Raw genomic sequence first — 21,983 nt, forward strand, 5'->3', positions numbered from 1 at the left:
CGTGCAGTCGTTCTTCGAAAGGCGACCACTGCTACAGCGCTCATGAACGGGGGTGCTGACCTTCTCTCAGACCCTGCAATCCGCCAATCTAGCTGTCGCGTCACCTCTATGTACTTGACATTTGATAAGCACCCCATCGGGAACGATCACCGCTGCCTTGCCGCCAGTTTTCAGCAACCGCAGGAACAGCGGCATAAACAGCAGCTCGGTTTTGGTGGTTTTGATGACCTTTGAGAGGTCTTTGGCAATGGTGGACTCTTCCACCGCGCCCTTAAACGGCGGATTGGCGAGGATCATGGTAAAGCTGTCCTCGACCCCTGCATGGTCTTCCGACAGCGAATCCCGTGCTTCAATGATCGGCTGTTCGATACCGTGCAGCATCATGTTCATGCTGCCGATGCGCAGCATGGTGGGGTCGAAGTCAAAGCCGTGAAACATTTGGGCGTTGAAATGCTCCCGATTGCCAGGGGCATTCAGAATCAGGTTGCCGTCGCTATCCTTCAGATCGCGCATATATTCGGCGGCGGCCACCAAAAAGCCCCCTGTGCCACAGGCAGGGTCACAAATCACATCACGCGGCCCAGGTGCCAGCAGTTCCACCATCATCTTGATGATGTGGCGTGGGGTGCGGAACTGGCCATTGGTGCCTGCCGTACTGAGTTTTGAGAGCATGTATTCATAGAGATCGCCCTTGGTATCGCGATCCTCCATGGGAATTTGCTCAATTTGCTTGACCACAGTGGCCAGCAAGGCGGGAGAGGTAATCAAGAACACCGCGTCCTGCATGTGCTTCGCGTAGGTGCTGCTTTTGTGGAATTTGCCCATGTCCTTGATAAAGGGGAAGGCATCATCGCGCACGATGCGCAGCATCTCCTCGGCGTCATCAAGGTTTTTGAAGTGCGACCAACGGATGTGTTGCTGCCCTGGCCCAAAGGTAGGGTTTTCAACGGTTCCACCCAGTCGCTGGGCTTTTCGTTCCTTTGCCAGCTCCAGATCGTCCAGTCGTTTGATAAACAGCAGGTAGGATATCTGCTCAATCACCGAGAGCGGGTTACTGACACCGTTATTCCAGAATGTGGTCCACAGCTTATCGACCTTCGACTTCAGATCACCAGTTATCATGCGCTCTCTACTCTCTACAGCTGGGGCAGAACCCCGTCATTGGCTAGGCAAGCCATAGCACAACCCTGTGCGGCTTGCCATCAGGCTATTGTAGTTTGCCCTGCCAACGCGACCTATGACACCAGAATCGTAGCGAGGCTTGGAATGGATGGGGCTTTGAGGCGAGGACGGCTTACGGAGTCTTCACTTGGGTAGCGAAAGAGCTGTGTTGTCGCTTGACCAGTCGAATAAAATTGTTTACCAAGTCGGTAAAGTTTATTATGATAGTTAGGCATGGAGATAACCTTCATTGACGATAAGCTGCGGCAGCTCTGTGAGCGACCTCAGCTGGCGCAAAAAAAGCTGGGTGCCCCTTGCGCGTCCAAGCTACAGAGGCGTCTCGCAGACCTTTTAGCGGTTTCGTCGGTAAGGGAGTTGATTACTGGTCGCCCGCATCCTCTACATGGAGATCGCGACGGTCAGTTTGCAGTTGATTTAACAGGAGGGAAGCGACTTGTGTTTAAGCCAGCGAATGATCCGATACCTCGGGCAGAGGACGGGAGCATTGACTGGACGAAGGTAACGCAAGTCTGCATTTGTTTTATAGGGGATTACCATGACTGAGCTGACACGCCCCTTTGCCCCTGAATGGGTTTCTGCCCCTGGGGATACCATCGCTGATCTTCTTGAAGAGCGTGACTGGACTCAGGCACAGCTAGCTGATCGTATGGGTTACACCACCAAGCACATCAGCTTGCTGATCAATGGCAAAGCCCCCATTACCGAAGAAACAGCCCTGAAGCTGGAGCGTGTTTTGGGTAGCACGGCATCCTTCTGGCTCAATCGTGAAGCTCAATATAGGGCGCAGCTAGCGATCATGGAAGAGCGGGAGCGGCTTCAGCAGTATGTTTCTTGGCTGGATGAGTTGCCTGTCAAGGCTCTGATGGATCAAGGTCTTATTGCCAAGTGTCGTATGGTCGAGAAAAACAAGCCTGACCTTGTCCGTCAGATGCTGCGTTATTTTGGTGTGGCATCTCCCGATGATTGGCGCAGTGTGTATGGAGGGATGGAGGTTGCCTTCCGGCGCACACGCGAGGAGCAAAGTAATGTGGGGGCAATTTCCGCATGGATTCGCTGCGGTGAGATGGAGGCCGAAAAGGTTGAATGTCCGAAGTTCAGTAAGCCACGGTTCCAGAAAGCGGTACGAGACATTAGAACCCTGACGGTTCTGCCACCGCAGGAGTTTGAACCAAAGCTAAAAAGGCTTTGCTGGGAATCTGGCGTCATTCTGGTCATGGTGCCAGCCATTCCGAGGGCGCATGTGAGTGGGATGGCACGGTGGTTAAATCCCCATAAAGCACTGATCCAACTGTCCCTGTATGGCAAGCAGAATGACCGCTTCTGGTTTACTTTTTTCCATGAGGCGGCCCACATCCTGCTACATGACAAGAAAGATATATTTCTGGACGAATGGAATGATGGCGAAAAGCTGAAATCTGAACAAGAGGAAGAAGCGGACGCATGGGCGCGGGACTTTCTCATTCCGCCCGAATATTCAGATGCATTAAGAACGCTTAGATCAAAGGAGGCTGTGCAGGTTTTTGCCCAACGGCTTGGAATTCATCCGGGAATTGTCGTGGGACGTTTGCATCATGACGGTATCATTGACCGAAGTTTTATGAACGGATTGAAGGTAAGTTTCAGGTTTGGGGGGGAATCTTAGAAATGTCGAAGCTGAATCAGATTCAGAGAAAAATTTTTGAATACAGATGTTAATAAGGGCAAATACAATGGATAAATTGATGCAATGGTTCAATGATAACAAGGAATGGGTCTTCTCTGGAATTGGCCTCTCAGTGATTGGCTTGATATGGAAGTTCTTCTTTAAGGATAAGTCATCGTCTAGTCGCTCACAGACAATTCGTTCCGGCCGCAATTCAACAAATTTTCAAGCTGGTCGCGATATCAATAATGGAAAATTCCCAAAACGCCGTAAATAATGTTTAGTAAAGCCAATAAACAATCCATCAGTGCTGGTCCTGATTCAGTCAACTTATTGGCTGGAAGAGATATCTATTTTTACAACGGCTTTCCAGTAGAACTTATAGATGAAAAAATCGATGAAGAAATCAGGCTGATTTGCAAATCGCGTGTTTTTAATGAGTTTGACTCTAAAAGCGCACTCAAGCAACTCGGGCAGCGTCTGATTGAAGGAGATTTTTCCCAAGGGACTGCTGAGGCAAGATGTAGAGCTTTCGCATGGTGCGCTCGATTGCTGGTCCGTAATGAGCTGGAAACCGCCAAAGATTATCTGGAACAGGCGCAGGAATTGTTTTCTATTCCAGAGGTTAACATTGCAAAAGCTTTTGTTGCCTCGCAAGAAGGCGATCAGCCCTCAGCATTAAGACGCTTAAATGAAATAGGCACACCAGCTTCACGTTCAGCAGCATTGATGATTAAGGCTTATCACGAGGGTTATTCAAAGGCCATACAGTGGCTTGTTGACTCTAGAATTGAAATAACCGACTTAGATGCTGATGGTAAAAATTTCCTTTTAAGATGCCATCTTGGTCATGAAAATTGGGACTTAGCATATGAGTCTCTTCAAGCAGTAACAGAACAGGATTTAGAAGAATCTCCTATACTTCATCATCTGTTAGCGATTACTAAACTCCTAATCGCAGTACCAAAAGAGTTCCGTTCTGATATAAGAGATCAGCTGCCTTTGAATGCAGCAGGTTTCCCTTTAGCTGATGATTCAGCCTCAATGGTAAATCGCAGGGAAGCACGAGAACATTTTATAGAATCTGTAAAAGTTGCGAAATACCTGAACTATCCAATTGCTGCGAAGATTGATGAACAATATGCATTGTGGCTTGAACTGAGAGATCCAGAGACTCTTGAAATTGGAAAAGAACGTCTAAAAGGCAAGTTGAGTGATTTGAGTTCGGATCTTTCTTTCGTCCCACTTGCTCTTCAATTTGGGATAAGTCTGGATATAAAAGCAGTAGAAAATGAGATTGAACGGCAAATCGCTTTAAATGGCGGTTTGACAGTAGAATCAGCTCTTACCCGGTTGACCCTTGCTCAGATGCAAGATTCTCCACAAGATGTGGCAAACTATATTGATGAACACTTTGATAGACTAACTGAGTTTCTTAATCTCAAATCGATACGATTTCTCCAAATTGAGATGCTAAGGTGTTCAGGTTTACATGAAAGAGCCAAGGTATGTCTGCAATCTCTCCAAAAAATGGAGCTTTCTGAGGCGGAGAAAAACAATCTTTCTAGAATGATTGCCGAAGCAGAGGGGGCAGATCCAATCGAAGCGCGCAAATCGCAGTTTCAACAAGATGACTCGCTAAATTCTCTCTTGGCGTTAGTTGTTGAACTAGAAAATCAAGAAGATTGGCGTGGTTTGTGTGAATATGGATTGCTTCTCTTTGAACGTACTCGTTCATTACCAGATGCTTGCCGTCTCGTTGATGCGTTAAACAAAGCTTTCAGATTTGAGCAAGTAATTGAATTTATTCAGACAAATCATGACCTTCGTTTGCAATCCAGATTTCTACAAATTTCTTACGCTCAGGCATTATATTTTGAAGGAGAGCTCATCAAGGCACGCACAGAACTGGAAAGTCTAACTAATGAACAAGAAAAACCAGATTCTCGTGACTTGTATCTTAGAATCATTGTCTCATTGGGCGATTGGAATGCGATATCAAGTATTGCTGAAAAGGATTACAGGGCAAGAGATTCTAGAAGTGCAAACGAATTGCTTAGAACTGCACATTTTGCATTAAATATAGGTGCGCCATATTCCAAAGAGCTGCTGTTTGAAGCAGCATCAAAAGGGGCTAATGATCCAGTTGTATTAGCCGATGCTTATTTTTTGGCAACCAATGCTGGTTGGGAAGACGGGGAAGTTACACAATGGCTGCATAAAGCTGCTGAGTTGTCGAAAGAGGATGGCCCAATTCAAATAGTAGATTTGCAAGGCTTGCTCGACAGGAAGCCTCATTGGGATCGTCGAGAGACAGAGATTTTTCAGCTTTTGATCCAGGGCAGGATGCCATTGTTTCTTGCTGCACAAGGGCTTAATCAATCCCTTATTCATTTGATGCTTTTCCCAGCATTTACCAACCTATTACAGCCCGACCCAAGGCGTAAGCGTTTAATTCCAGCCTACAGTGGTAAACGCTTACCACATAAGATTCAGTTGCCTAGTGCAACTGTAGGTATGGACGCAACAGCACTTCTGACGCTTAGTCTGTTAGATCTTCTAGATAAGGCACTGGATAGTATTGAGACAGTTTACCTGCCGCATTCAACCCTTGCTTGGTTACTTGGAGAGAAGAAGAAAGCTGAATTTCATCAACCAAGCCGAGTGAAGGATGCACATCAGGTTCGTGATCTGCTTTCACAGGGAAAGCTCCAAAAACTTACCATAGATTCTACTTCTGACAATGAGGTAGCTGCCAATGTTGGAGTTGAACTTGCAACTTTGATTGCTGAAGCAGAAAAAAACAGCGGTGATGGACATGCGCAGCATCTGGTCATTCAACCAGGTCCGGTTTATCGTATTGCGTCATTCATGGAAGAAGAGGCCGATTTAAGCAATCATGCCAACGTAATGAGTAGTTGTATGGCAGTCGTAGAGAAACTTCGTACTAAAGGTCAAATTACCGCATCAGAAGAAAAAAAAGCACTTAACTATTTATGTTTTCATGAAAAGCCTTGGCCTCATCAACCACAAGTTTGTGATAATGCAGTGTTATATCTGGATAACTTAGCGGTTACCTATTTTCTACAAATTGGACTACTGGGTAAGCTTAAGCTAGCTGGTTTTACTGTGATTCTATCTCCAACAGCTATTGCTGAATATGATGCATTGCTTGCTTATGAAGGGATTGCTAGTCAAGTCAACGATGCTATTGAGCAGATAAGGTCTGCTCTTAATACAAGAATAGAATCCGGAAAGGTAAAAATAGGAAAATCAGGAAATTCTGGCAGATTCAGGGAAAAAGATCTACCAGAGCATCCTACCGTGGATTTACTGGAGCTCGTCCCATATTGTGATGCAATTATTGTAGATGATCGGGCTTTAAATCACCATGAATATGTAGCTAATGATAGTAAGCAGACACCACTCTTCACTACTTTAGATCTGATTGATACATTAGCAACGATTGGAGTAATTTCAGAAGAAGATCGCTTTGAATGCCTCACAAAGCTTCGTAGAGCAGGATACTTCTTTATTAATGTTGGTAAAGAAGAGCTGAGTGCCTATTTGAGCGATTCTCAAGTTATCAATCACAAAGTCGTAGAAACCGCAGAATTGAAAGCAGTCCGAGAAAATATCCTTTGTGTTCGGATGCATGACTTCTTACAGTTTCCACAGGAAGCTGTGTGGCTCGATATGACTCGGAAAGTTTTAATTGATTCATTGAAAAACTTTTGGAATGAAAACACAGACTTTTCTACTGCTGAGATTTACTCTAACTGGCTATTAGAACAGGCCGATCTTCGGGGATGGCTGCACCGTGTTGATTTGACCAATAATAGTCATAGTCATGTTATCAAAAATGCACACGCTGTGCGTCTCTTGTCTCTATTTATAGCTCCCTTTCAATCTTCGCCCGAAGTTTTAGAGGCCTATTGGAAATGGGCTGAGAATGCAGTTTTTATTCCTACCTTGAGGAACTTTCCTGACTTGCGTGAATGGCTGATTAATTATCAAAAAGAGCAAATTTCTGAAATAGCTGGGCGAGAATTCAATGCAGGAGAATCGCTATGAGTAACTATTCTATACACAAAGCACTATCTGCAAAAGTCTCATTGGACATAATGCCACCATTAATACGTAACACCTTACTACAGGACAGTACGTTTTGCGATGATCATGGGTTAAAAGCAGATGTTGTTATCACTTTTGAACCTGTTAGTCTGTCCATATCACGCGCTAAACTCTTTGATGCCATTCGTAGCGTACTTTCTGATATGTCTGAAGTCATAGTCACCGATGTCGAAGGGCAAGAATGGAAGTTAGTTAGTAAAAACGAGAACCCCAATGAAGCAACATTGGAGTTATCTCATGAGGGGGGGAGTTTACTTCTTCCTGATCTTACTTTGCTATCACCCAATCCCCAGTTGCGAATTCGATCATTTAAAGAACAATCTTCTGAGAATAATTTACCAAGTTCTGTTAAAGAGGATTGGCTAAATATTATTGCACAGCGTCCGCTTAGAGATCATGAAGTTACTGAGTTCAAGAATGATTTATATGATACACCGATCTATGTGGCACAATCGTTACGCCGTAAGTTTGAAATAGGAGAAGTTGGTGTTTCAGATCTTGTCCCTGATTCCCGTAGGTATTACGAGAGATTAATTGGCATTTATGACGGAAGTGCATCAATCAAAGAATATGCTACTCGATCTGCCAGACAAGTGATGACGTGTCTCAGTAGTTTGTCCCCTTATGACGGTTTTTCATTAAGCTTATTGCTATCTGCGCATTCCTCACTGACACAAGAAATCCAAATTAGTGGTTTCAGTAGTGAAGAGTTATCTCGTACCTATGATCTTATTGCTAAACATGGCGATAGGCTCTCTCAAATTGGTGCAATTGAGGTCGGGTTACGAATTCTTCCTGAATTTCCCATTATTGAACCTTTCATAGTCAGTCTTATTGAGCAAATTCGAGACGAAAATGTGGATGATTCTGATAGGGGTTTTCAGCTCTTATCAGCCTTGTTCATTCTCGTAGATGGAGAATTATCGGAAAAGAGGCTATTTCCCTGTGAACCACCTTTTTATAGAAGACTTGCCTCATTAGCACAGGCTGCTCTCATCCATCGTCAGCTTATGAATACTGGAGTAGGAGAGACGTTCCGTAGATGGGCTATTAATATTTGTGGCGAGCAATACTATCTGCAAACGCTTGTAGATATGCGTAAGGAGTCACGATGGAATCCAGATTTTGCGGATGCCAGATTACTGAAAGCAGAATTCCTAGGTCGTATTGTAATTGCAGCTCAAAAGTACCCAGATGGACTTAGTAATGCCTCATTAGATGACCTTATCAATGGCACAAATAACAACAGTCTTTCTTCATTAGCTAAATCTATCTCGCTATTCTTTCCGGGACCACTGGAAGGTGCTGATGCTCCACCAATGACTTTACCCGTTGATTATTATGAGATAATTGAAACACAGCTTAATGCAAATGAACTGACAGAAGCGTCTTTTATAGGGTTGATAAACTTAGCAAATTTCTTCCAAATTGATGACAGCTTATTGGACTTAGCTGTAAATGTATTACAGAAAAATAATTATGGTTTTTCAAAATTAGAGGATAAATCGCAGCTTTTCTACCTACTAAGCGGATTGGCTGACGTAGCTGCTGTTTGTAGAAAACCAGAACTTGCTACTGCCTCACGTTTGCTAACTCGCAGATATAGGCAAAATAAGCAATATAGTCTATCAATCGATGAGACCTTGAAAATAGGGATTACTGCTGCTGCTAGTTATGAAGATACTGAGAAGTGGCAGGTTTTTATTGGAGAATGGATGACGGAGATGGCTTTCGGCGAGCTTAAAGAAAACGAAAGCCGCATACTACATTCGCGTTTACAATATCTGTGTTACATCGTTCCTGAACTGTGGTTTTCGTGTTCGAGAGCGGATGCGGCTCTTCGTGCATATAATGCGATTTCTTGAGTTAATATCTTTTAGTAGTATTCACGATGATGGTCTGAAACTGGTAATAAAGGAAGTTTTGCGACTGTACTTTCCAATACTGCAAGGGCAATGTCGCCCAAAATCACAACGCTGATCGTGAACACGCCGACGAACACCGACTCCATTAAGCTCGTTGTTTTGAACAGATTGACGGTGTAACGTTTGCGGTTGGGCCAGAGCAGTGGGACTCCTGATGGGGTCATGGCATCACCAGCGATGTGAGAAAGGTAGCCGAGGCACACAGGGGCGACCAGAAGGGCGATTCTGGTGTCCATGGTAAAAGCTGCTAGGGGCAGCAAGATGAGCATCACAACCACCGCCATCAGGCTATGAGTGACCCCTCGATGCCCGACCAGGTACGATAATGGGATACTGATGAAGGGAATCCGCCTGCCTAAAGCACTTTTGGGGTGGTCGATATCGGGTAACAGCCCACCCATAGCTGCCGCCATAGTACCGACCGCTTCAATAGGTTGGTCAGTGCCGAGGCAGTACAGCCACCACCAACTCATAGCAAAAGGGATGTGGTTACGGGCTTGCATGTGAGCAATTTGCTTACATAACTTCAATAGATAATCAACAAAAATCTTGGAAAGCTTTATCTTCTTGTTTCCCCAACTATTGGATAAAAGTTGGGGAAACGTCATAACCCCGCAAAGCCCCTACCCATAAGGGTTACGAGCGATTTTGGGCACTCTTTTTCAATACGCCCCATAAAAGTGCTAGTGATTTTCCCCAAGTTTTACTTACTATTGTTGGTAAGTTGGGTTAAAAGAAACTGGGCAAAAAGTGGATCCAAAATGACCGTTGTAAAGAATGCGAACCACCCGCAAAAAGGATCCACCATTCGCGTTGAGCCTATCCGCGACAAAAAAGCGATTTACCGCATCAAGAAAATTCTGGAAGACCACCCTCGGGACTACTGCCTGTTTGTTGTGGGTATCAACACAGCGTTCCGCGCTAACGAGCTGCTCTCGATAAAGGCAAAGCAGGTCATGCACCTGCACCCTGGTGATCACTTGGACGTTAAGCAGTCAAAAACAGGTAAGTACCGACGGGTTACCCTCAACAAGACAGCGCATGAAGCGATCCAGCAGCTGCTCGCGTCTCGGGAATTTGCTCCCGATGACTATATATATAGTGGTAAGCGCGGTTTGTTGCAGGTCTCAACGGTCAGCACCATGGTCAAGCAGTGGTGCCAAGATGCTGGGCTGCGGGGTAACTATGCCAGCCATACCCTGCGGAAAACGTGGGGCTACTGGCAGCGGATTGATCGCGGTACGTCGGTTCCGCTGTTGATGGAGGCGTTAGGTCATGCCACCCAACGGCAAACCCTTGACTACTTAGGCATCCAGTCAGAGGAAATCTCAGAAATTTATGGGATGGAGCTGTAGCTACCAATCTACTTGAGCGTGGCTATTTACGATTTGATTGTGAAGGTGTTTGCTGCTTGCTCTGAGATTCAACTTGACGTTTGATTTCTTCAACAGAAGGATAATTTACTTTGCTAACATCACATTCTTTTGAAACAGCAAGTGATGTTAGATTGCTATAACGCTGCCTTAGAGCCTCATATTCTGTTTGTTCGGCATTCTTGAAGTCCATAAAGAACCATGGAACAATGAAAAACCAGCCAGTGACACAAAGAAGAACATTTTTATTGGTTTTATCAGTTTTAGGCAGAATTCTTTGCATCTCAGATTCTACATTTGCGATTTCATGCTCTAATACATCGCAAGATTTTTGTTTGTCACCATATTGAGCAGACATAACCGGAGTAGGAGTTCTTCCGCCACAAGCACTAACTGACAAAAGAGAAATTATTAATAAATGAGATACATATGTTTTCATGAAACAGTCCAAGCGTGCCTTGTTATTTGCGGATGTTTTATAAATTCATATAGTGCCTTTTTCAATGTCTTTATTTAGCGAGGCTTATTCCGCATCTTCCGATAGCTCACTCACCACGGCATTCAGTTCCATTTCCAGCTGTTCAGCGGTTGGAAGGCTATCTTTAAATGCTGGTGGCAGGTCTTCGCGTAGCTTGTAGGTAGAGACTCCGATCGGGTTCTGCACGGTATCCAGTGCAAATTCAACAGTGGTCTTGCTTTTGGACTTGCACAAAATGATCCCGATTGTTGGGTTATCGCCCTCGGTACGGACAGTATGGTTGACGGCTGACACATAGAAGTTCATCTGCCCTGAAAAGGCCGGTTCAAACTCGCCCATTTTCAGGTCAATGACCACATGGCAATGCAGCCGGGTGTGATAAAACAGCAGGTCAAGCCGATAATCCTTGCCGTCTATCTCCAGAGGATACTGGCTGCCAATGAAGGCAAAACCAACCCCCAGTTCCAACAGAAAATCTCGAATACGCTCGATCAGACCGTTTTCCAGCTCTCGTTCCACAGCGTTCCGACCAATGGTCAGAAAATCAAAGTTATAGGGGTCTTTGATGATTTGCTGTGCCAAGTCAGATTGTGGTTCAGGTAAGGTATTTCTGAAGTTGGTGACTGCACCGCCCAAGCGTTCGTGCAGACGAGTTTCAATCTGCATGACCAGAACATTCCGACTCCAACCATTTTCAATCGTTTGCTGGACATACCACAACCGTTGCTGAGGGTCTTTTACTTGGTCAAGAAGTCGGACATTATGCCCCCATGGAATTTGTGCAACAAGCTGTTGCACTATTTGCTCATCGGGCCACGCTTCGGCAAAAGCCCGCATGTATTTGAGGTTGCGCGGTGAAAAGCCCTTCATATCTGGGAACTCCCGCTTCAGGTCTTTGGCGAGACGATCCATAACCTTCGCCCCCCATCCTTCCTGTTGCTGGCGGGCGAGGATGTCCTGTCCAATCTGCCAGTACAGGATGAGCAGCTCTTTATTGACGGCGAGAGCCGCCTTTACCTGCGCCTGGCGTATGCGTGTTTTGAGGCCTTTGAAAAAGGCATCATAATTATCGACGGGAAACAGGGAATTGTCTTTTGGCAAGGGACTTTTCCTTTATTTGCAGGCATCCTATTATCAGGCTAAGACGGCAATGAGCAATAGGGCTTTTTGTGATCGTGAAAGTGGAGCCATGACCCAGCCAAGCTACGACCAAGCGCAATGGCAGGAGCTGTTCTGGCAGCGCGGTGATCGCTATTACTGGTGCGCCCTAAGGCAAAACCTCTTTGGCGAGTGGGTCTTGCTGCGCAAGTGGGGTGGCCGCCGAACCGGCAAGGGTGGCCAGTGTGAAATCCTATGCGCCGACCGCGAAGAAGGTGATCGCCTGATGCAGGATGTTCTCAAACGCCGCCGCTATCGGGGGTATGTGCTGGATTAGGGGGGAAGCATTCATTCCATAATGTCCCCACAGTGACCACTCTGGCTGTCTACCATAGGCTTATTGCGCTCAACAGCAGGTCATGTCGCAGGACGACGGCGGGCAGGTTTGGAACGACATAACAGCGGTAACGGGCATTGGCGGATGGGGAACGGCTTCGCCATCGCCAGCGAAGGCTGATGGTGCCGTAGAATCCGACGCTCACCCCGAGGAAAAGCAGCGGGCAGACAGTGCGGTTGCCGCTTCAGAAAAACATCCCAACCAGCAATCCCGCGCCAAACTGCCATTTCAAGAGAGGGTGCGGGCATCTTACGGGGATTTTATCCGTCGGAATGGACGCAGCCCGCAGACCTATCAGCAGGCAGATCGCCAACTGATTCTGCGCTTTGTATTGGCGGCGGAGCGGAGTGGGCAGAAACTCAACCGTGGTCGGATCGAGACCTTGGTTAAGGGGCTAAGTCCTGCCGCTGGTCGTCTTAACCCCAGCGAACGGGATATGTATGTGCGATCACTGGTGACGCGCATTGCGCAAGACCCCCAACGGGAGCGGGTAAGGCTCAACAAGGATTTTGTGGTGAGCATTATGCCGCGTGAACGTCAGCAAAAGCGTGACTCTGGGACGCCTGCTGAGCATACGACGGCGGTAATGGCAGCCTATCCCCCAGAAGTCGCGCCGGTAAAACCAGAACCGCCCGCCATCGCCAATGAGAAGAAAACATATAAAGAAATCAGTGCCAAGATCAAATCCGAGGCGCGGCGCGACAACAAAACCTTAGACGACAAATCCAAGGACATTGAGATCGTCAAAGAGCTGAAGACCCGTGGTCATTCTGATGAGCAAATTCAGCGGGTGCTGAGCCACAGCCCGCAGATCAGAAATATGAGCGGTCCCGATAAGGCGCAGAACATCAAGGATATTTGCGATAAAGCTCAAGAGAAAATCCAAGACCAAGTCTCACTTGAAGATAGGGAAAAGCTATGGCACCAGACTATACAAAGTCATGATCGTGGTCGTTAAGCAGGTTGTTTTCGGGCAATGTCAATCAGCCAACTAACCATATGATCAATTTTTCGCTTCATGGACTCAGCACAAGGTTTGGGATTGCCTTGTTTGGCTGCTTGGATATCATTGCCACAATACTTATAGAAAGTTTCAAGAAAAACAGGATCGGTCGGCATATTGACCTTGCGTAGTTCCTGATAGATATGCGTCAGCGTGGCATCAACATCATGGCTACAGCGCAGGGCGGCTTCGACATCCTGCTCGAACTCGTTGAGCATGTCTTCCCAGCAGAGTTTGGGGGCATAGTGCCAGGCGGCAAGCCAGCTATGTGCGGAGTAGGGTTTGGCATCGAACATGGTGCGCCTCGTCAGTTATGGCAAAAGCAGATTACTGTAACAAATTCCCATAAAACTTGAAAGAGTCTTGTTTTCGGGCGTGACGCGCCGAATCCTTCCAATTTAACCCCATGATTTCGTTTTGAATGTCTATGCTGGGAGGATATAAACCTAAACCCGATGGGGGTTCATCGTGGCGGATATTCACCTCTTTGGTGGCGAGAAGGGGGGTGTCGGCAAATCTTTGGTATGCCGCGCCGCTGTACAGTACCACCTCGATAACAAGCTTGATGTCAGCGTGTTTGATACCGACCGCAGTAATCCCGATGTGCGGCGGATTTACGGGGAAGCGGCGAAGTGTCGGGTAGCGGTGTTCTCGGAAGGTGAGAAGTACGAGGATAAAGCCAATCAAATCTACAATGCTGCTCTGAAGAAACGGGTCTTATGCAACCTGCCCGCACAGGTGATGATCCCTGTGCGCAACTGGTTTGAGAATAACGAGCTGCTGGAAATTGCCGCTGAAGATGGCGTGCGCTTCTACCAGTGGTTCGTCAGTGATGGCGGCTATGATTCGCTGAACCTGCTGGGCAAGAGCATGGAGTCGTTGGGGCCAACAGTGCAACACATAATGGTCAAGAACTACGGCAAGAGCGATGACTGGGAGGCTTTTGAGCAAGATGAAGCCTTGCAGGCTCTGTTGGTTGAGCAAAAGGCGATCATCATGGATTTCCCCAAGTTCATCGGCAGCGTCGAGCGCAACCGCATGGACAGTGAGAATATGACCTTTGCCCAGGCGCGGGAAGACAAGCAGCTTGGCTCGATTTCGCGGCAACGGGTGAAGAAGTTTCTGCGGGAAGCCTACGCCGCCTTTGAAGAAGTCGGGGTGTTCTGATGGCCATGGCATCCAAAACTGAATTACTGGACAGGGTGCTGGAGGGCAAAAGCCCTGAAATCAAGGCGCGGGTGCTTGATCTCATCGTGCGGATGGGGATCGACCCAGAGGATGAATTCTTTCTAATTTTCATCGCATTGGGGCAGTTGCAGGTGTTGATCGAGGACAGCCCGAGGGACTGGCAGCAGCTGTTCACCGACTTTAAGGAGGAACTGCGGTTATGGGAGGAAAGCAACCTGCGGACGCTGGATCATCTGACCCAGCAGGTACAGGTGATGGAACGTCTCGCCAAAGGCGTGAACAGGCTGATCGTCGTCATGCAACCATTGGCGCAAAACTCGCCGCAATTACAGGAGAACTGGCAGAAATTGAGTGGGGACTTGGTGAACTTGAGAGAAACTGCTCGCCTGGTGTTGACCTCACACAATCGCCACCAGGAAGAAATCACCCTCGCCAAGCAAACCCTGTCCACGATGCGCACCTACGCCCCGCACCAAGAACGCTTGCTGAACGACCTGCTGGCGGAGCTGATGCAGCACCAGAACATCTTGCGGAGCCTGGAATCACCGCCGAGCCCGAACGGGATATCTAATTTTTTCATGGCATTTGGAGGAGCATTGGCCGCGATTGTGTTCTTTCAGGTGATGATTGCACCATTGTTCATGACTTTGTAAGAGGGACTCTATCGGTCGGGTGAACCGACATTAGGAAGAGAGAGGCGTATCATGTCCCGTCAGCCAACATCCAAGCCATCAGCACCGCGTAAGCAACCCGATCGCACCTATCTAGCCGTCAGGCGGCAGCTAGACGGCATGAACTGTGATGCCTATGAGGTTGGGCTGTTGAATATTGACACCGGCAAGATGACGCCGCGTGTGTACAGTCGGGACGCTGTTCTTAAATCGGTATTGTGGCTGAAGCAGAGGAACGCCGCAGGGCATCACATTTACATCCGCCCCCAAGGCAGTGTGGGACTGATTCTGCTGGATGACATTGGGTTGGGTACCCTCAAGCAACTGGCAACAGATGGCTTTAAGCCAGCGGCAGAGATTGAAACCAGCCCCACCAACTTTCAGGCGTGGGTAAGGGTTTCGATGGAGCCTATCCCCGAGGAGCTGGCCACCAAAGCAGCCAAGCTACTGGCAGAACGCTACAACGCTGACCCTAACAGTGCCGACTGGCGGCATTTTGGGCGGTTAGCAGGATTTACCAATCAGAAGCCCATCTATATAGCCGAATATGGCAAAGCCCCTTATGTACTGGCGCATAGCTGCCATGGTGAGTTGGCAGTGCAGGGGTCATCCCTATTGAGTGAGGCACAAGTCCTGTTGGAACAAGAGCGGGCGGAGCGGGAAGCGCAGGCGCAAGAAGTTCTGAAGGTGTTGGACATGCCCATGGATGGGCTGGCTGACCCAGTGGGCTTCTATCAGCAACAGCTTGGAGCGATCAAGGCGCGGTTTGGGGCGGGAACCGACTACAGCCGTGCTGATTGGATGATTGGCAAGAAAATGTCGATGCTGGGCTATCCACCCGCTGTTATTCAGGCAACGCTCGACCAATGCAGCCCTGATATCGGCGAGCGCAAAAAAGGGCATGAGGACGACTATACCCGCCGCACCGTGGACAACATCATGCAGGACATCGAAGTGCTGCGCCAACGGTCAAAATTGGCGGAAATGTTGGAGCGGTGAGCGTCCGTATAGGTCTAAGCCTGACTGTTCTTGGCACAGCGTGTATAATCGTGTGAGCTACATTGTGACGAGAATGCAGCCTCGCCCCCAACTACAGCCTGAACGGGAAAATCGCTGTCCTGATTGCTTGTTCTTGGATATCCAAGGCAGGAGAGATGGTGGTTGCTCGGATACTCAAACTATTTTGACTTTAACTCTTAACTTTGAAGAGAGATGGGAGTCACTGCCATTTGGACGAGTAAAATTTGGATTGCGAGGTGGAGAGCTACGTCTTCTGATTCAAAATGGCTCTGTTCCTTATTCTGATCGGTCATTAGTGCACGAACTTGCGTTGGCTATTCCTAAAGAGATTACCAATGTTCAGAGTTCAGAGTTACAGGAAGGTGGGGAAGCGAATTTATCTCTTAAAGATAAGAATGTGAGTGCCAAAGTCAATACCTCACGCAAGAAGGTATCTGGAATCACAGAGAAATCTGAGGTTAGGAGCTGCCAAGTATCAACTAAGGGCAGTGAAGATAAGCCAGCTTGGGTGTTCCGACTGAGAACTCCTGATGATCCAGTCTTAATTGGACTGATTCATCATGAATTATGCAAGGTTAGCGTCTTGGGGAATCCTTGCGTTGTTGAAGCAAAATTTGAAGCGTCAAGGGGCGATATTTGGATCACTGCTACTGAGGGCATTTGGCCATCAGATATCAGTAGTAACGCAAAAGCCATTATCGAACGTGAGATAGTATTTCATCTTATCCGCTCTTATATCAATCCATACATCAGCAAAGTAATTTTGCCGATTCAGCCAGTTTTTTATCAGGAAGAATTAGGGGATATTGCATGAGTGATTCTACCTCTATAGATAACTTGCAGAATCGTATTCAAGCGGTTCTTAAGGCTGATAGCCAAGACTTTTTTGAACTGGCAGAGCTGATGGGGAGAAATCCGCTAAAAGATTATGCTGGGGCAAATTTAGAGGGTGTTAACTTGGAAGGGAAAGACCTTTCAGGAGCAGATTTTTCGAGAACAAATTTGCGTGGAGCAAACTTGAAAAACTCTAAGTTATCAGGTGCAACATTGATTGGAGCAGATTTGACTGGCGCAAACCTTGAGGGTGCAGACTTTTCAGATGTCACGATTGATCAAGCAACATTGATTGATCATGCTGGTGTTTTGCCTGACGCAAACCTTTCACCTTTCCCATTGCCTAGGCGTCGGCGTACAGTGCGAGGGGGATCGCCAACAGGAATACTCGATTATTTAGCATCAAGCCCTGTCGAAACAGGAAGAAAGAAACTCGTAATTTATTCCCAAAGGGATTTCCAAAAACCCCGAGGGTTTGGCGTTCCACAAAGTTTGGGCGTGGTAGAAGCTGCAATTGTACCCCACCATACAGGCAAAGTTTCCTATATGGGGACATCTTGGCTTGCGCGTTGTCCAACGAACATTGCGATTCAAGAAGGTACAAAGGTGGTTGTAAATCGCCGTATGGGCAACACCTTGATAGTCTCTCCAGCAGAGGGGTATAGCAATGATGTTTCAGGCCATAAATTAGCAGGTAAGGTTTTTCAGGTTTTCTACAGCCAATCCTGAAAAACTATTTAGGCTAAATTTCAACTAGCTATCACCTCTTTCAGAGATCAGTGTCAAAGTTTCCCACTCACTGAGTGGACAGTCTTGGTCCCTTCGTACATCAAATATTATTCAAATTGATGGCAACATCACCCCACTCAAGCGTGGCGTCATCTGCTGCATAAACAGTTGCGCCACGTCGTGGTCTTCCTGTCGATCTGACTCGTAGTAGAGCTGCTCTAGCCCGCGTTTGACGATATCCACGGTTTCAGGGAACTGGAGCATTAGCTCCAGCACCTGATCACCGTAGTGTTCACGAATGGCACTGGTCATGAACTGCGGTGAAGCCATGAAGCCGACAATCATGTACGGCTCCATGTAGCTCTGCACCATGGAATGGGCGGTGTAGTGAATCGCCGCCCGTTCCCAAGTCGCTTTGCGCCGCAGATCGCCGAACTGCTGGCGGATTTCATCCTTGAAGGTTTGGTTGGTGAATGGCAGACGCTCCGCCTCCGCTTCGGTCAGGTCGATGGACTCAGGTGCGCCAAGGAACACGCCTTTGACAGCACAGAGGCTTTCCCATGCCCAGTAGGCTTCTTTGCGGAGTTGCGAGATTTTGAGCATCTTAGGTATCACTGCTTATTCCATGGGAACAGGCGTGAGGCTTTTTGGTAGCCCTGCCGCGCTGAATTGACGATAGGGTGATGTCCCTGTGCGTCATCTTCCATAATCTGGTGGTAGGCGGCAATGTCGCCCGTCATCAGGGCTTCTTTGGCGGCGGTGGGCAATTTCGAGCGATCACCTTGCTTCAATCCTAACCCCTGATACAAATCCTCAGTCGTTTCGCCCGTCATGTGTTCGTTGGCCAGGCGGTTAACGGCGGCGTGGGTGCGGTTCTGCCCGCCGCGCTGTTTGATTTCCCCGTGCAGGCGTCGATTGACCAGACTGCGGTTTGGTTCTGAGGCATCAATGACGCCGCTGCCTTCCTGCTGAAACAAATCGCCTTGGGTGTCGTTGGGCTGGTTGCGCCAGTGGTCGAGAAATCCCATCGGTCTTTCCTTCCCCATAGTCGGGGGGCTCAGTGGACGGTGTGTGATGGACAGCCTCATTCTACACGAATTCGTAAATTCGCGAATTTTTGAATATGGGAATTATGATAAATATGGCAGGGTTTCTGGTTTGTGCCGACAGGATGAAATAATCTGAGGTGGTCTCGCTATGTACTCACACGCCTTGGTCAGTAAGAAAGACGATCCCAACTATCAGCAGGTCAGTGGTCACGTTCCTAAGGAGCTGGCTATCCGTTTCAAGCAGCATCTGGCCGCGAAAGACAAGAAGCTGAACGAGGGGCTGGAAGAGGCGATCGCCGCCTATCTTGCGCAGGAAGCGGGCAAAGCCAGCGACTGAGCCTTTCTTAGGCAGCGCAAGCCGCCCCCTTGTGTATCGTTGGAGTGGTTGATTATTCCGCGACGATGGACAGTTGCCTAGCCCCGTTCATCTCTCCCTGAGAGGCAGCACGGGCTTGAGCGAGTTCATCCAGCAATGCCTGATAGGACTCGGCGTCCTGCATGACGACAGCGGCTTTACCGTTGACCGTCAGCACCATGGGCTGATGGCTGTCCCGTAAGCGTTCCAAGAACTTCCGAGTATTGCGCTGGAAGTCTGTCAGGGAATGAATATCAAGCAGATTGAACATCGTGCGTCCAAAACAGGGAATTCACATATAATTCCATGATGGCATATCCCATCGTGTAGCCACAACCGTGAGTCATACCGTCTAAACCATTCAGGTCAGCGGATTTGACCGCTATTGTGGCAGAGCTTAGGGGAAATGGATCATAGCCATTACAGGCTACCAAAAAACAAAGGCTTCGTTGGTGGTGGAAGCCTGTTCTCGAACCGAACCATGATGTGGTGCAGAACGACAGATAATGGCTAAGAAGTTGTCACCTGTGATGAACAGGTACATCGAATCTGTGGCAAGTATTCATCAGACGCCGCAAGCTTATGAGCCAGTGTTCACCCCGAGGGAACTGGTGCAGGCAACGCTGCCGCACAGTAATCCCGGTGATGACCTGCCCACCTGGTCGCGTCGCAACGGAAATTATGTGCTGGGGATTCAGCCGGGCTGGAACTATGACAAGGACGAAAGCTTTGGCTACCCCTACGGCACCATACCCAGACTGTTGATTTACTGGATAGCCACCGAGGTACTGCGTAAGAAGCAGCGGCGGCTTGAGTTGGGGGATACCCTAAACGGCTTTATGGATAAGGTCGGCCTGAGCCCAGAGACGGGCGGCGGTAAGCGCAGCGATGCCAAGCGACTGCGGGAACAGATGGATCGGCTGTTCCATGCCCGCATCACCTTCCAGTTCAGCGCAGAAATGCAGCAGGTGCGCTACCGCAACCGCTTGGACATGCAGGTTGCCCCTAAGACTCAGGTGTGGTGGTCAGAGCGGCAGCCTGATCAGCAGGTGATGTTTGGTAGCTGGATTGAGCTGGGTGACGAGTTCTATCAGGCGATTATGGAATGTTCGGTACCCATCGACATGCGAGCCTTGCGGGCGTTAAAGAAATCCCCGCTTGCGCTTGACCTGTACGCCTGGGCGACGTTTAGGGCAGTGGCGGCCACCCGCAAGGGACGGATGCAGAAAGTGCCATGGAAGGCACTGGCGCAGCAGTTCGGCAGTGATTACGCCCGTCCGAGGGACTTTAAGATTAAGGCACGGGCGCAATTGAAAAAAATCCAATTGGTCTATCCCGATCTCAACCTAGAAGAACAGGATGATTACCTGATCATCCGTCCTAGCCTGCCTGCGATACCAGAGAAGGTGAAGTAATAGCGGGATAGATTATTCTTGATAGCTCTATTGAGGTAATCCCTCCTTTCTTGCAAGGGCAAGAAGTAGAGAGATTTGTGTTGATATTTGTAGCTATTTTCATGGTTGGTGTGATACCGCCAATACATGAAAGATTTAAAGGTAGCGGTGCAGTGGATAGCGTTTAAATTATCCTGATTCTGAACAAAAGTATGGATGTTCCATCATACATTTGATAGACTCAAACTGTTGTCCTTGGCTAAGCCTCTGCTGAAAAGTAAGCCGCCAAGGGAATCTTAAAAAGTTATTTATTAGCACTATTAAACAATATTTGGTGCATTCTATGAATACCCCAAATAATATTCATGCGCTCTTGGAGAACAACCTCCGTCAGTTAAAAGAGGAAATCCTCAAAAGTGTTATCAACAGCGGCATAGCACAGGCGGATAATCATGAATTCAGTGATAAAAATTTTGATGAAATTATTGCCGCCGCTCATGCTTCTGTCACAGCATGAATGTGGTTTGAATGCATCTCGTTTGGTACATCTGAACGCATAGCTATTAAGGTAGAACTTTTGAATTAGCGATGTTAAATAAGTTTTGTAGAGATCTTCGATATTCTTAATGGAGCAATCTTCCTCTTTTTTCTCGGACTGAACTGTTATACGGCAAGGAAAACTTATGGATTTAAGCAAGCCATCTGAGTGCTTTTGGCACTGTTCAGTGCAGTTATCTAGTTCAAAAGCTGTGTCAGTAGCTAATGATTTGACATTTGAAGAATTACACAAGTTGGTTGTATCTCCTTGGCTTTCTGGCACACCCTTCGTGATTTCTGGAACAATCGTGCGTTCGTCCGCACAGGTTGTAAAAATTAGAGTTGCACATACAGATAAGCCTATGGAGTATTATGCCAAAGCATACAACGAGCGTATGCGTGTTCAAGGCATTGCTGATATGTCCACTAATCGGAGATTGCTCCCTTTTTCTCATGGTACCGACCTTACTTTTGAGCTACTTTTCTCTGGTGCAAAGTTAGCAGCACCAGAGCCTGATGAAGCTCTAGTTGAACAGCTATGTCGTCGCTTGCCTCAGTCAGCGAGAATCCTTGGAATGCGCTCACGAAAGGGGAAGGCGTCCTATGAAATTAACGACGAGTACGATGTTCAAGACCTCTTGCACGCTCTAATTCGTAGCTATATCAAATATTCTGTTCAAGAGGATCCACTTCCAAAAGTTGCAGGTGCGAAGTCTAGTAGAGCCGATATTTCAATCGAAGATCTTGGCATTCTTATTGAACTCAAGTACGTCCATGGTCCAGACGACCAGAAGCGTCTATTTGAGGAGTTTTCCCAGGACTTGGTTCTTTATGCGCAGTGGAAGCCACTCAAGACACTTATTTACGTTATTTATAACTCCGCTGACTTACGCGACCCAGAAGCTCTTGAAAAACTCTCTTCTGAGACTGAGATTAATGGGAAGCGGTTCGCAGTTAAAGTTGTTTTAGTTTGA

General features: G+C 47.6%; 23 protein-coding genes and 1 pseudogene. 16 read left to right on the forward strand and 8 right to left on the reverse strand.

The annotated features are described in order from the left end of the window. Positions 1-126: 126 nt before the first annotated feature. A pseudogene (locus IQ273_RS07650) lies at positions 127-1,122 on the reverse strand (N-6 DNA methylase); the annotation flags it as partial. A 595-nt stretch (positions 1,123-1,717) separates the two neighbouring features. On the opposite strand from IQ273_RS07650, the gene IQ273_RS07655 reads away from it, so the two are divergent. From IQ273_RS07655 to IQ273_RS07665, 4 genes are all read left to right on the forward strand, one after another. Further along, positions 1,718-2,824, forward strand: coding sequence for a HigA family addiction module antitoxin (locus tag IQ273_RS07655; RefSeq protein WP_194022579.1), 1,107 nt, complete (start codon positions 1,718-1,720; stop codon positions 2,822-2,824). Positions 2,825-2,891: 67 nt separating this feature from the next. Continuing rightward, positions 2,892-3,101, forward strand: coding sequence for a hypothetical protein (locus IQ273_RS33535; RefSeq protein WP_228052530.1), 210 nt, complete (start codon positions 2,892-2,894; stop codon positions 3,099-3,101). Next, positions 3,101-6,898, forward strand: coding sequence for an HNH endonuclease (locus IQ273_RS07660; RefSeq protein WP_194022580.1), 3,798 nt, complete (start codon positions 3,101-3,103; stop codon positions 6,896-6,898). Before IQ273_RS33535 ends, IQ273_RS07660 begins: the two co-directional genes overlap by 1 nt. Beyond that, positions 6,895-8,823, forward strand: a complete 1,929-nt coding sequence (locus tag IQ273_RS07665) for a hypothetical protein (RefSeq protein WP_194022581.1) — start codon at positions 6,895-6,897, stop codon at positions 8,821-8,823. The genes IQ273_RS07660 and IQ273_RS07665 overlap by 4 nt, the downstream gene beginning before the upstream one ends. 11 nt (positions 8,824-8,834) lie before the next feature. Here the strand turns inward: IQ273_RS07665 and IQ273_RS07670 are convergent, their stop codons facing one another. Then, entirely contained in the window at positions 8,835-9,491 is a 657-nt protein-coding gene (locus IQ273_RS07670) for a metal-dependent hydrolase (RefSeq protein ID WP_228052531.1), read from the reverse strand. A gap of 153 nt (positions 9,492-9,644) precedes the next feature. Here IQ273_RS07670 and IQ273_RS07675 point away from each other — a divergent pair, with 153 nt between their 5' ends. Continuing rightward, a complete protein-coding gene (locus tag IQ273_RS07675; protein ID WP_194022582.1) occupies positions 9,645-10,238 on the forward strand; it encodes a tyrosine-type recombinase/integrase in 594 nt (197 codons plus the stop codon). Between the two features lie 22 nt (positions 10,239-10,260). On the opposite strand, the gene IQ273_RS07680 is transcribed toward IQ273_RS07675, so the two are convergent. Both IQ273_RS07680 and IQ273_RS07685 read right to left on the reverse strand, forming a co-directional pair. Continuing rightward, on the reverse strand, positions 10,261-10,695 hold the full coding sequence (locus IQ273_RS07680) for a hypothetical protein (RefSeq protein WP_194022583.1): 435 nt from the start codon (positions 10,693-10,695) through the stop codon (positions 10,261-10,263). A gap of 84 nt (positions 10,696-10,779) precedes the next feature. Next, positions 10,780-11,835, reverse strand: a complete 1,056-nt coding sequence (locus IQ273_RS07685) for a YhcG family protein (RefSeq protein WP_194022584.1) — start codon at positions 11,833-11,835, stop codon at positions 10,780-10,782. Positions 11,836-11,923: 88 nt separating this feature from the next. Between IQ273_RS07685 and IQ273_RS07690 the strand changes: the two genes are divergently transcribed. Both IQ273_RS07690 and IQ273_RS07695 read left to right on the forward strand, forming a co-directional pair. Further along, the gene (locus tag IQ273_RS07690) at positions 11,924-12,169 is read left to right on the forward strand and encodes a WGR domain-containing protein (protein ID WP_194022585.1); all 246 of its coding nucleotides are present in this window, start codon (positions 11,924-11,926) and stop codon (positions 12,167-12,169) included. Between the two features lie 82 nt (positions 12,170-12,251). Then, positions 12,252-13,187: a hypothetical protein gene (locus tag IQ273_RS07695; RefSeq protein ID WP_194022586.1), complete on the forward strand. Its 936-nt coding sequence runs from the start codon at positions 12,252-12,254 to the stop codon at positions 13,185-13,187. Here the strand turns inward: IQ273_RS07695 and IQ273_RS07700 are convergent. Further along, complete coding sequence (locus IQ273_RS07700; protein ID WP_194022587.1) at positions 13,184-13,528, reverse strand: hypothetical protein; 345 nt, start codon at positions 13,526-13,528, stop codon at positions 13,184-13,186. The two genes, IQ273_RS07695 and IQ273_RS07700, sit on opposite strands and share 4 nt — an antisense overlap. Before the next feature lie 172 nt (positions 13,529-13,700). Between IQ273_RS07700 and IQ273_RS07705 the strand changes: the two genes are divergently transcribed. Genes IQ273_RS07705 through IQ273_RS07725 form a run of 5 tightly spaced genes read left to right on the forward strand, consistent with a single transcriptional unit; the run spans position 13,701 to position 17,674 of the window. Continuing rightward, positions 13,701-14,399: a hypothetical protein gene (locus tag IQ273_RS07705; protein WP_194022588.1), complete on the forward strand. Its 699-nt coding sequence runs from the start codon at positions 13,701-13,703 to the stop codon at positions 14,397-14,399. A gap of 5 nt (positions 14,400-14,404) precedes the next feature. After that, the gene (locus IQ273_RS07710) at positions 14,405-15,073 is read left to right on the forward strand and encodes a DUF6753 family protein (RefSeq protein WP_194022589.1); all 669 of its coding nucleotides are present in this window, start codon (positions 14,405-14,407) and stop codon (positions 15,071-15,073) included. A 51-nt stretch (positions 15,074-15,124) separates the two neighbouring features. Then, positions 15,125-16,090, forward strand: coding sequence for a DNA-primase RepB domain-containing protein (locus IQ273_RS07715; protein WP_194022590.1), 966 nt, complete (start codon positions 15,125-15,127; stop codon positions 16,088-16,090). 52 nt (positions 16,091-16,142) lie between these two features. Further along, positions 16,143-16,925 (forward strand): hypothetical protein, encoded by a 783-nt coding sequence (locus IQ273_RS07720; protein WP_228052533.1) that lies wholly within the window; start codon positions 16,143-16,145, stop codon positions 16,923-16,925. Further along, positions 16,922-17,674, forward strand: coding sequence for a pentapeptide repeat-containing protein (locus tag IQ273_RS07725; protein ID WP_194022592.1), 753 nt, complete (start codon positions 16,922-16,924; stop codon positions 17,672-17,674). The genes IQ273_RS07720 and IQ273_RS07725 overlap by 4 nt, the downstream gene beginning before the upstream one ends. A gap of 111 nt (positions 17,675-17,785) precedes the next feature. Here the strand turns inward: IQ273_RS07725 and IQ273_RS07730 are convergent, their stop codons facing one another. Both IQ273_RS07730 and IQ273_RS07735 read right to left on the reverse strand, forming a co-directional pair. After that, complete coding sequence (locus IQ273_RS07730; protein ID WP_194022593.1) at positions 17,786-18,277, reverse strand: hypothetical protein; 492 nt, start codon at positions 18,275-18,277, stop codon at positions 17,786-17,788. Between the two features lie 8 nt (positions 18,278-18,285). Then, positions 18,286-18,702, reverse strand: a complete 417-nt coding sequence (locus tag IQ273_RS07735) for a hypothetical protein (protein ID WP_194022594.1) — start codon at positions 18,700-18,702, stop codon at positions 18,286-18,288. A 169-nt stretch (positions 18,703-18,871) separates the two neighbouring features. Here IQ273_RS07735 and IQ273_RS07740 point away from each other — a divergent pair, with 169 nt between their 5' ends. Further along, on the forward strand, positions 18,872-19,060 hold the full coding sequence (locus IQ273_RS07740; protein ID WP_194022595.1) for a hypothetical protein: 189 nt from the start codon (positions 18,872-18,874) through the stop codon (positions 19,058-19,060). Between the two features lie 52 nt (positions 19,061-19,112). Here IQ273_RS07740 and IQ273_RS07745 read toward each other — a convergent pair whose 3' ends face one another. Continuing rightward, a complete protein-coding gene (locus IQ273_RS07745) occupies positions 19,113-19,349 on the reverse strand; it encodes a type II toxin-antitoxin system Phd/YefM family antitoxin (protein WP_194022596.1) in 237 nt (78 codons plus the stop codon). 280 nt (positions 19,350-19,629) lie between these two features. Between IQ273_RS07745 and IQ273_RS07750 the strand changes: the two genes are divergently transcribed. From IQ273_RS07750 to IQ273_RS07760, 3 genes are all read left to right on the forward strand, one after another. Then, positions 19,630-20,493, forward strand: coding sequence for a replication protein RepA (locus IQ273_RS07750; protein ID WP_194022597.1), 864 nt, complete (start codon positions 19,630-19,632; stop codon positions 20,491-20,493). Positions 20,494-20,815: 322 nt separating this feature from the next. Next, on the forward strand, positions 20,816-20,989 hold the full coding sequence (locus IQ273_RS07755) for a hypothetical protein (protein ID WP_194022598.1): 174 nt from the start codon (positions 20,816-20,818) through the stop codon (positions 20,987-20,989). A 166-nt stretch (positions 20,990-21,155) separates the two neighbouring features. Next, a complete protein-coding gene (locus tag IQ273_RS07760; protein WP_194022599.1) occupies positions 21,156-21,983 on the forward strand; it encodes a hypothetical protein in 828 nt (275 codons plus the stop codon).

Origin of the sequence: Nodosilinea sp. LEGE 07298, from assembly GCF_015207265.1 — a bacterium.
GTDB lineage: Bacteria > Cyanobacteriota > Cyanobacteriia > Phormidesmidales > Phormidesmidaceae > Nodosilinea.

Excerpts from the sequence above, each read along its gene's own strand:
- IQ273_RS07655 (WP_194022579.1), top strand. The coding sequence starts at position 1,718 with ATGACTGAGCTGACACGCCCCTTTGCCCCTGAATGGGTTTCTGCCCCT.
- IQ273_RS33535 (WP_228052530.1), top strand. The coding sequence starts at position 2,892 with ATGGATAAATTGATGCAATGGTTCAATGATAACAAGGAATGGGTCTTC.
- IQ273_RS07660 (WP_194022580.1), top strand. The coding sequence starts at position 3,101 with ATGTTTAGTAAAGCCAATAAACAATCCATCAGTGCTGGTCCTGATTCA.
- IQ273_RS07665 (WP_194022581.1), top strand. The coding sequence starts at position 6,895 with ATGAGTAACTATTCTATACACAAAGCACTATCTGCAAAAGTCTCATTG.
- IQ273_RS07670 (WP_228052531.1), bottom strand. The coding sequence starts at position 9,491 with ATGACGTTTCCCCAACTTTTATCCAATAGTTGGGGAAACAAGAAGATA.
- IQ273_RS07675 (WP_194022582.1), top strand. The coding sequence starts at position 9,645 with ATGACCGTTGTAAAGAATGCGAACCACCCGCAAAAAGGATCCACCATT.
- IQ273_RS07680 (WP_194022583.1), bottom strand. The coding sequence starts at position 10,695 with ATGAAAACATATGTATCTCATTTATTAATAATTTCTCTTTTGTCAGTT.
- IQ273_RS07690 (WP_194022585.1), top strand. The coding sequence starts at position 11,924 with ATGACCCAGCCAAGCTACGACCAAGCGCAATGGCAGGAGCTGTTCTGG.
- IQ273_RS07695 (WP_194022586.1), top strand. The coding sequence starts at position 12,252 with ATGTCGCAGGACGACGGCGGGCAGGTTTGGAACGACATAACAGCGGTA.
- IQ273_RS07700 (WP_194022587.1), bottom strand. The coding sequence starts at position 13,528 with ATGTTCGATGCCAAACCCTACTCCGCACATAGCTGGCTTGCCGCCTGG.
- IQ273_RS07710 (WP_194022589.1), top strand. The coding sequence starts at position 14,405 with ATGGCATCCAAAACTGAATTACTGGACAGGGTGCTGGAGGGCAAAAGC.
- IQ273_RS07715 (WP_194022590.1), top strand. The coding sequence starts at position 15,125 with ATGTCCCGTCAGCCAACATCCAAGCCATCAGCACCGCGTAAGCAACCC.
- IQ273_RS07725 (WP_194022592.1), top strand. The coding sequence starts at position 16,922 with ATGAGTGATTCTACCTCTATAGATAACTTGCAGAATCGTATTCAAGCG.
- IQ273_RS07730 (WP_194022593.1), bottom strand. The coding sequence starts at position 18,277 with ATGCTCAAAATCTCGCAACTCCGCAAAGAAGCCTACTGGGCATGGGAA.
- IQ273_RS07735 (WP_194022594.1), bottom strand. The coding sequence starts at position 18,702 with ATGGGATTTCTCGACCACTGGCGCAACCAGCCCAACGACACCCAAGGC.
- IQ273_RS07740 (WP_194022595.1), top strand. The coding sequence starts at position 18,872 with ATGTACTCACACGCCTTGGTCAGTAAGAAAGACGATCCCAACTATCAG.
- IQ273_RS07745 (WP_194022596.1), bottom strand. The coding sequence starts at position 19,349 with ATGTTCAATCTGCTTGATATTCATTCCCTGACAGACTTCCAGCGCAAT.
- IQ273_RS07755 (WP_194022598.1), top strand. The coding sequence starts at position 20,816 with ATGAATACCCCAAATAATATTCATGCGCTCTTGGAGAACAACCTCCGT.
- IQ273_RS07760 (WP_194022599.1), top strand. The coding sequence starts at position 21,156 with ATGGATTTAAGCAAGCCATCTGAGTGCTTTTGGCACTGTTCAGTGCAG.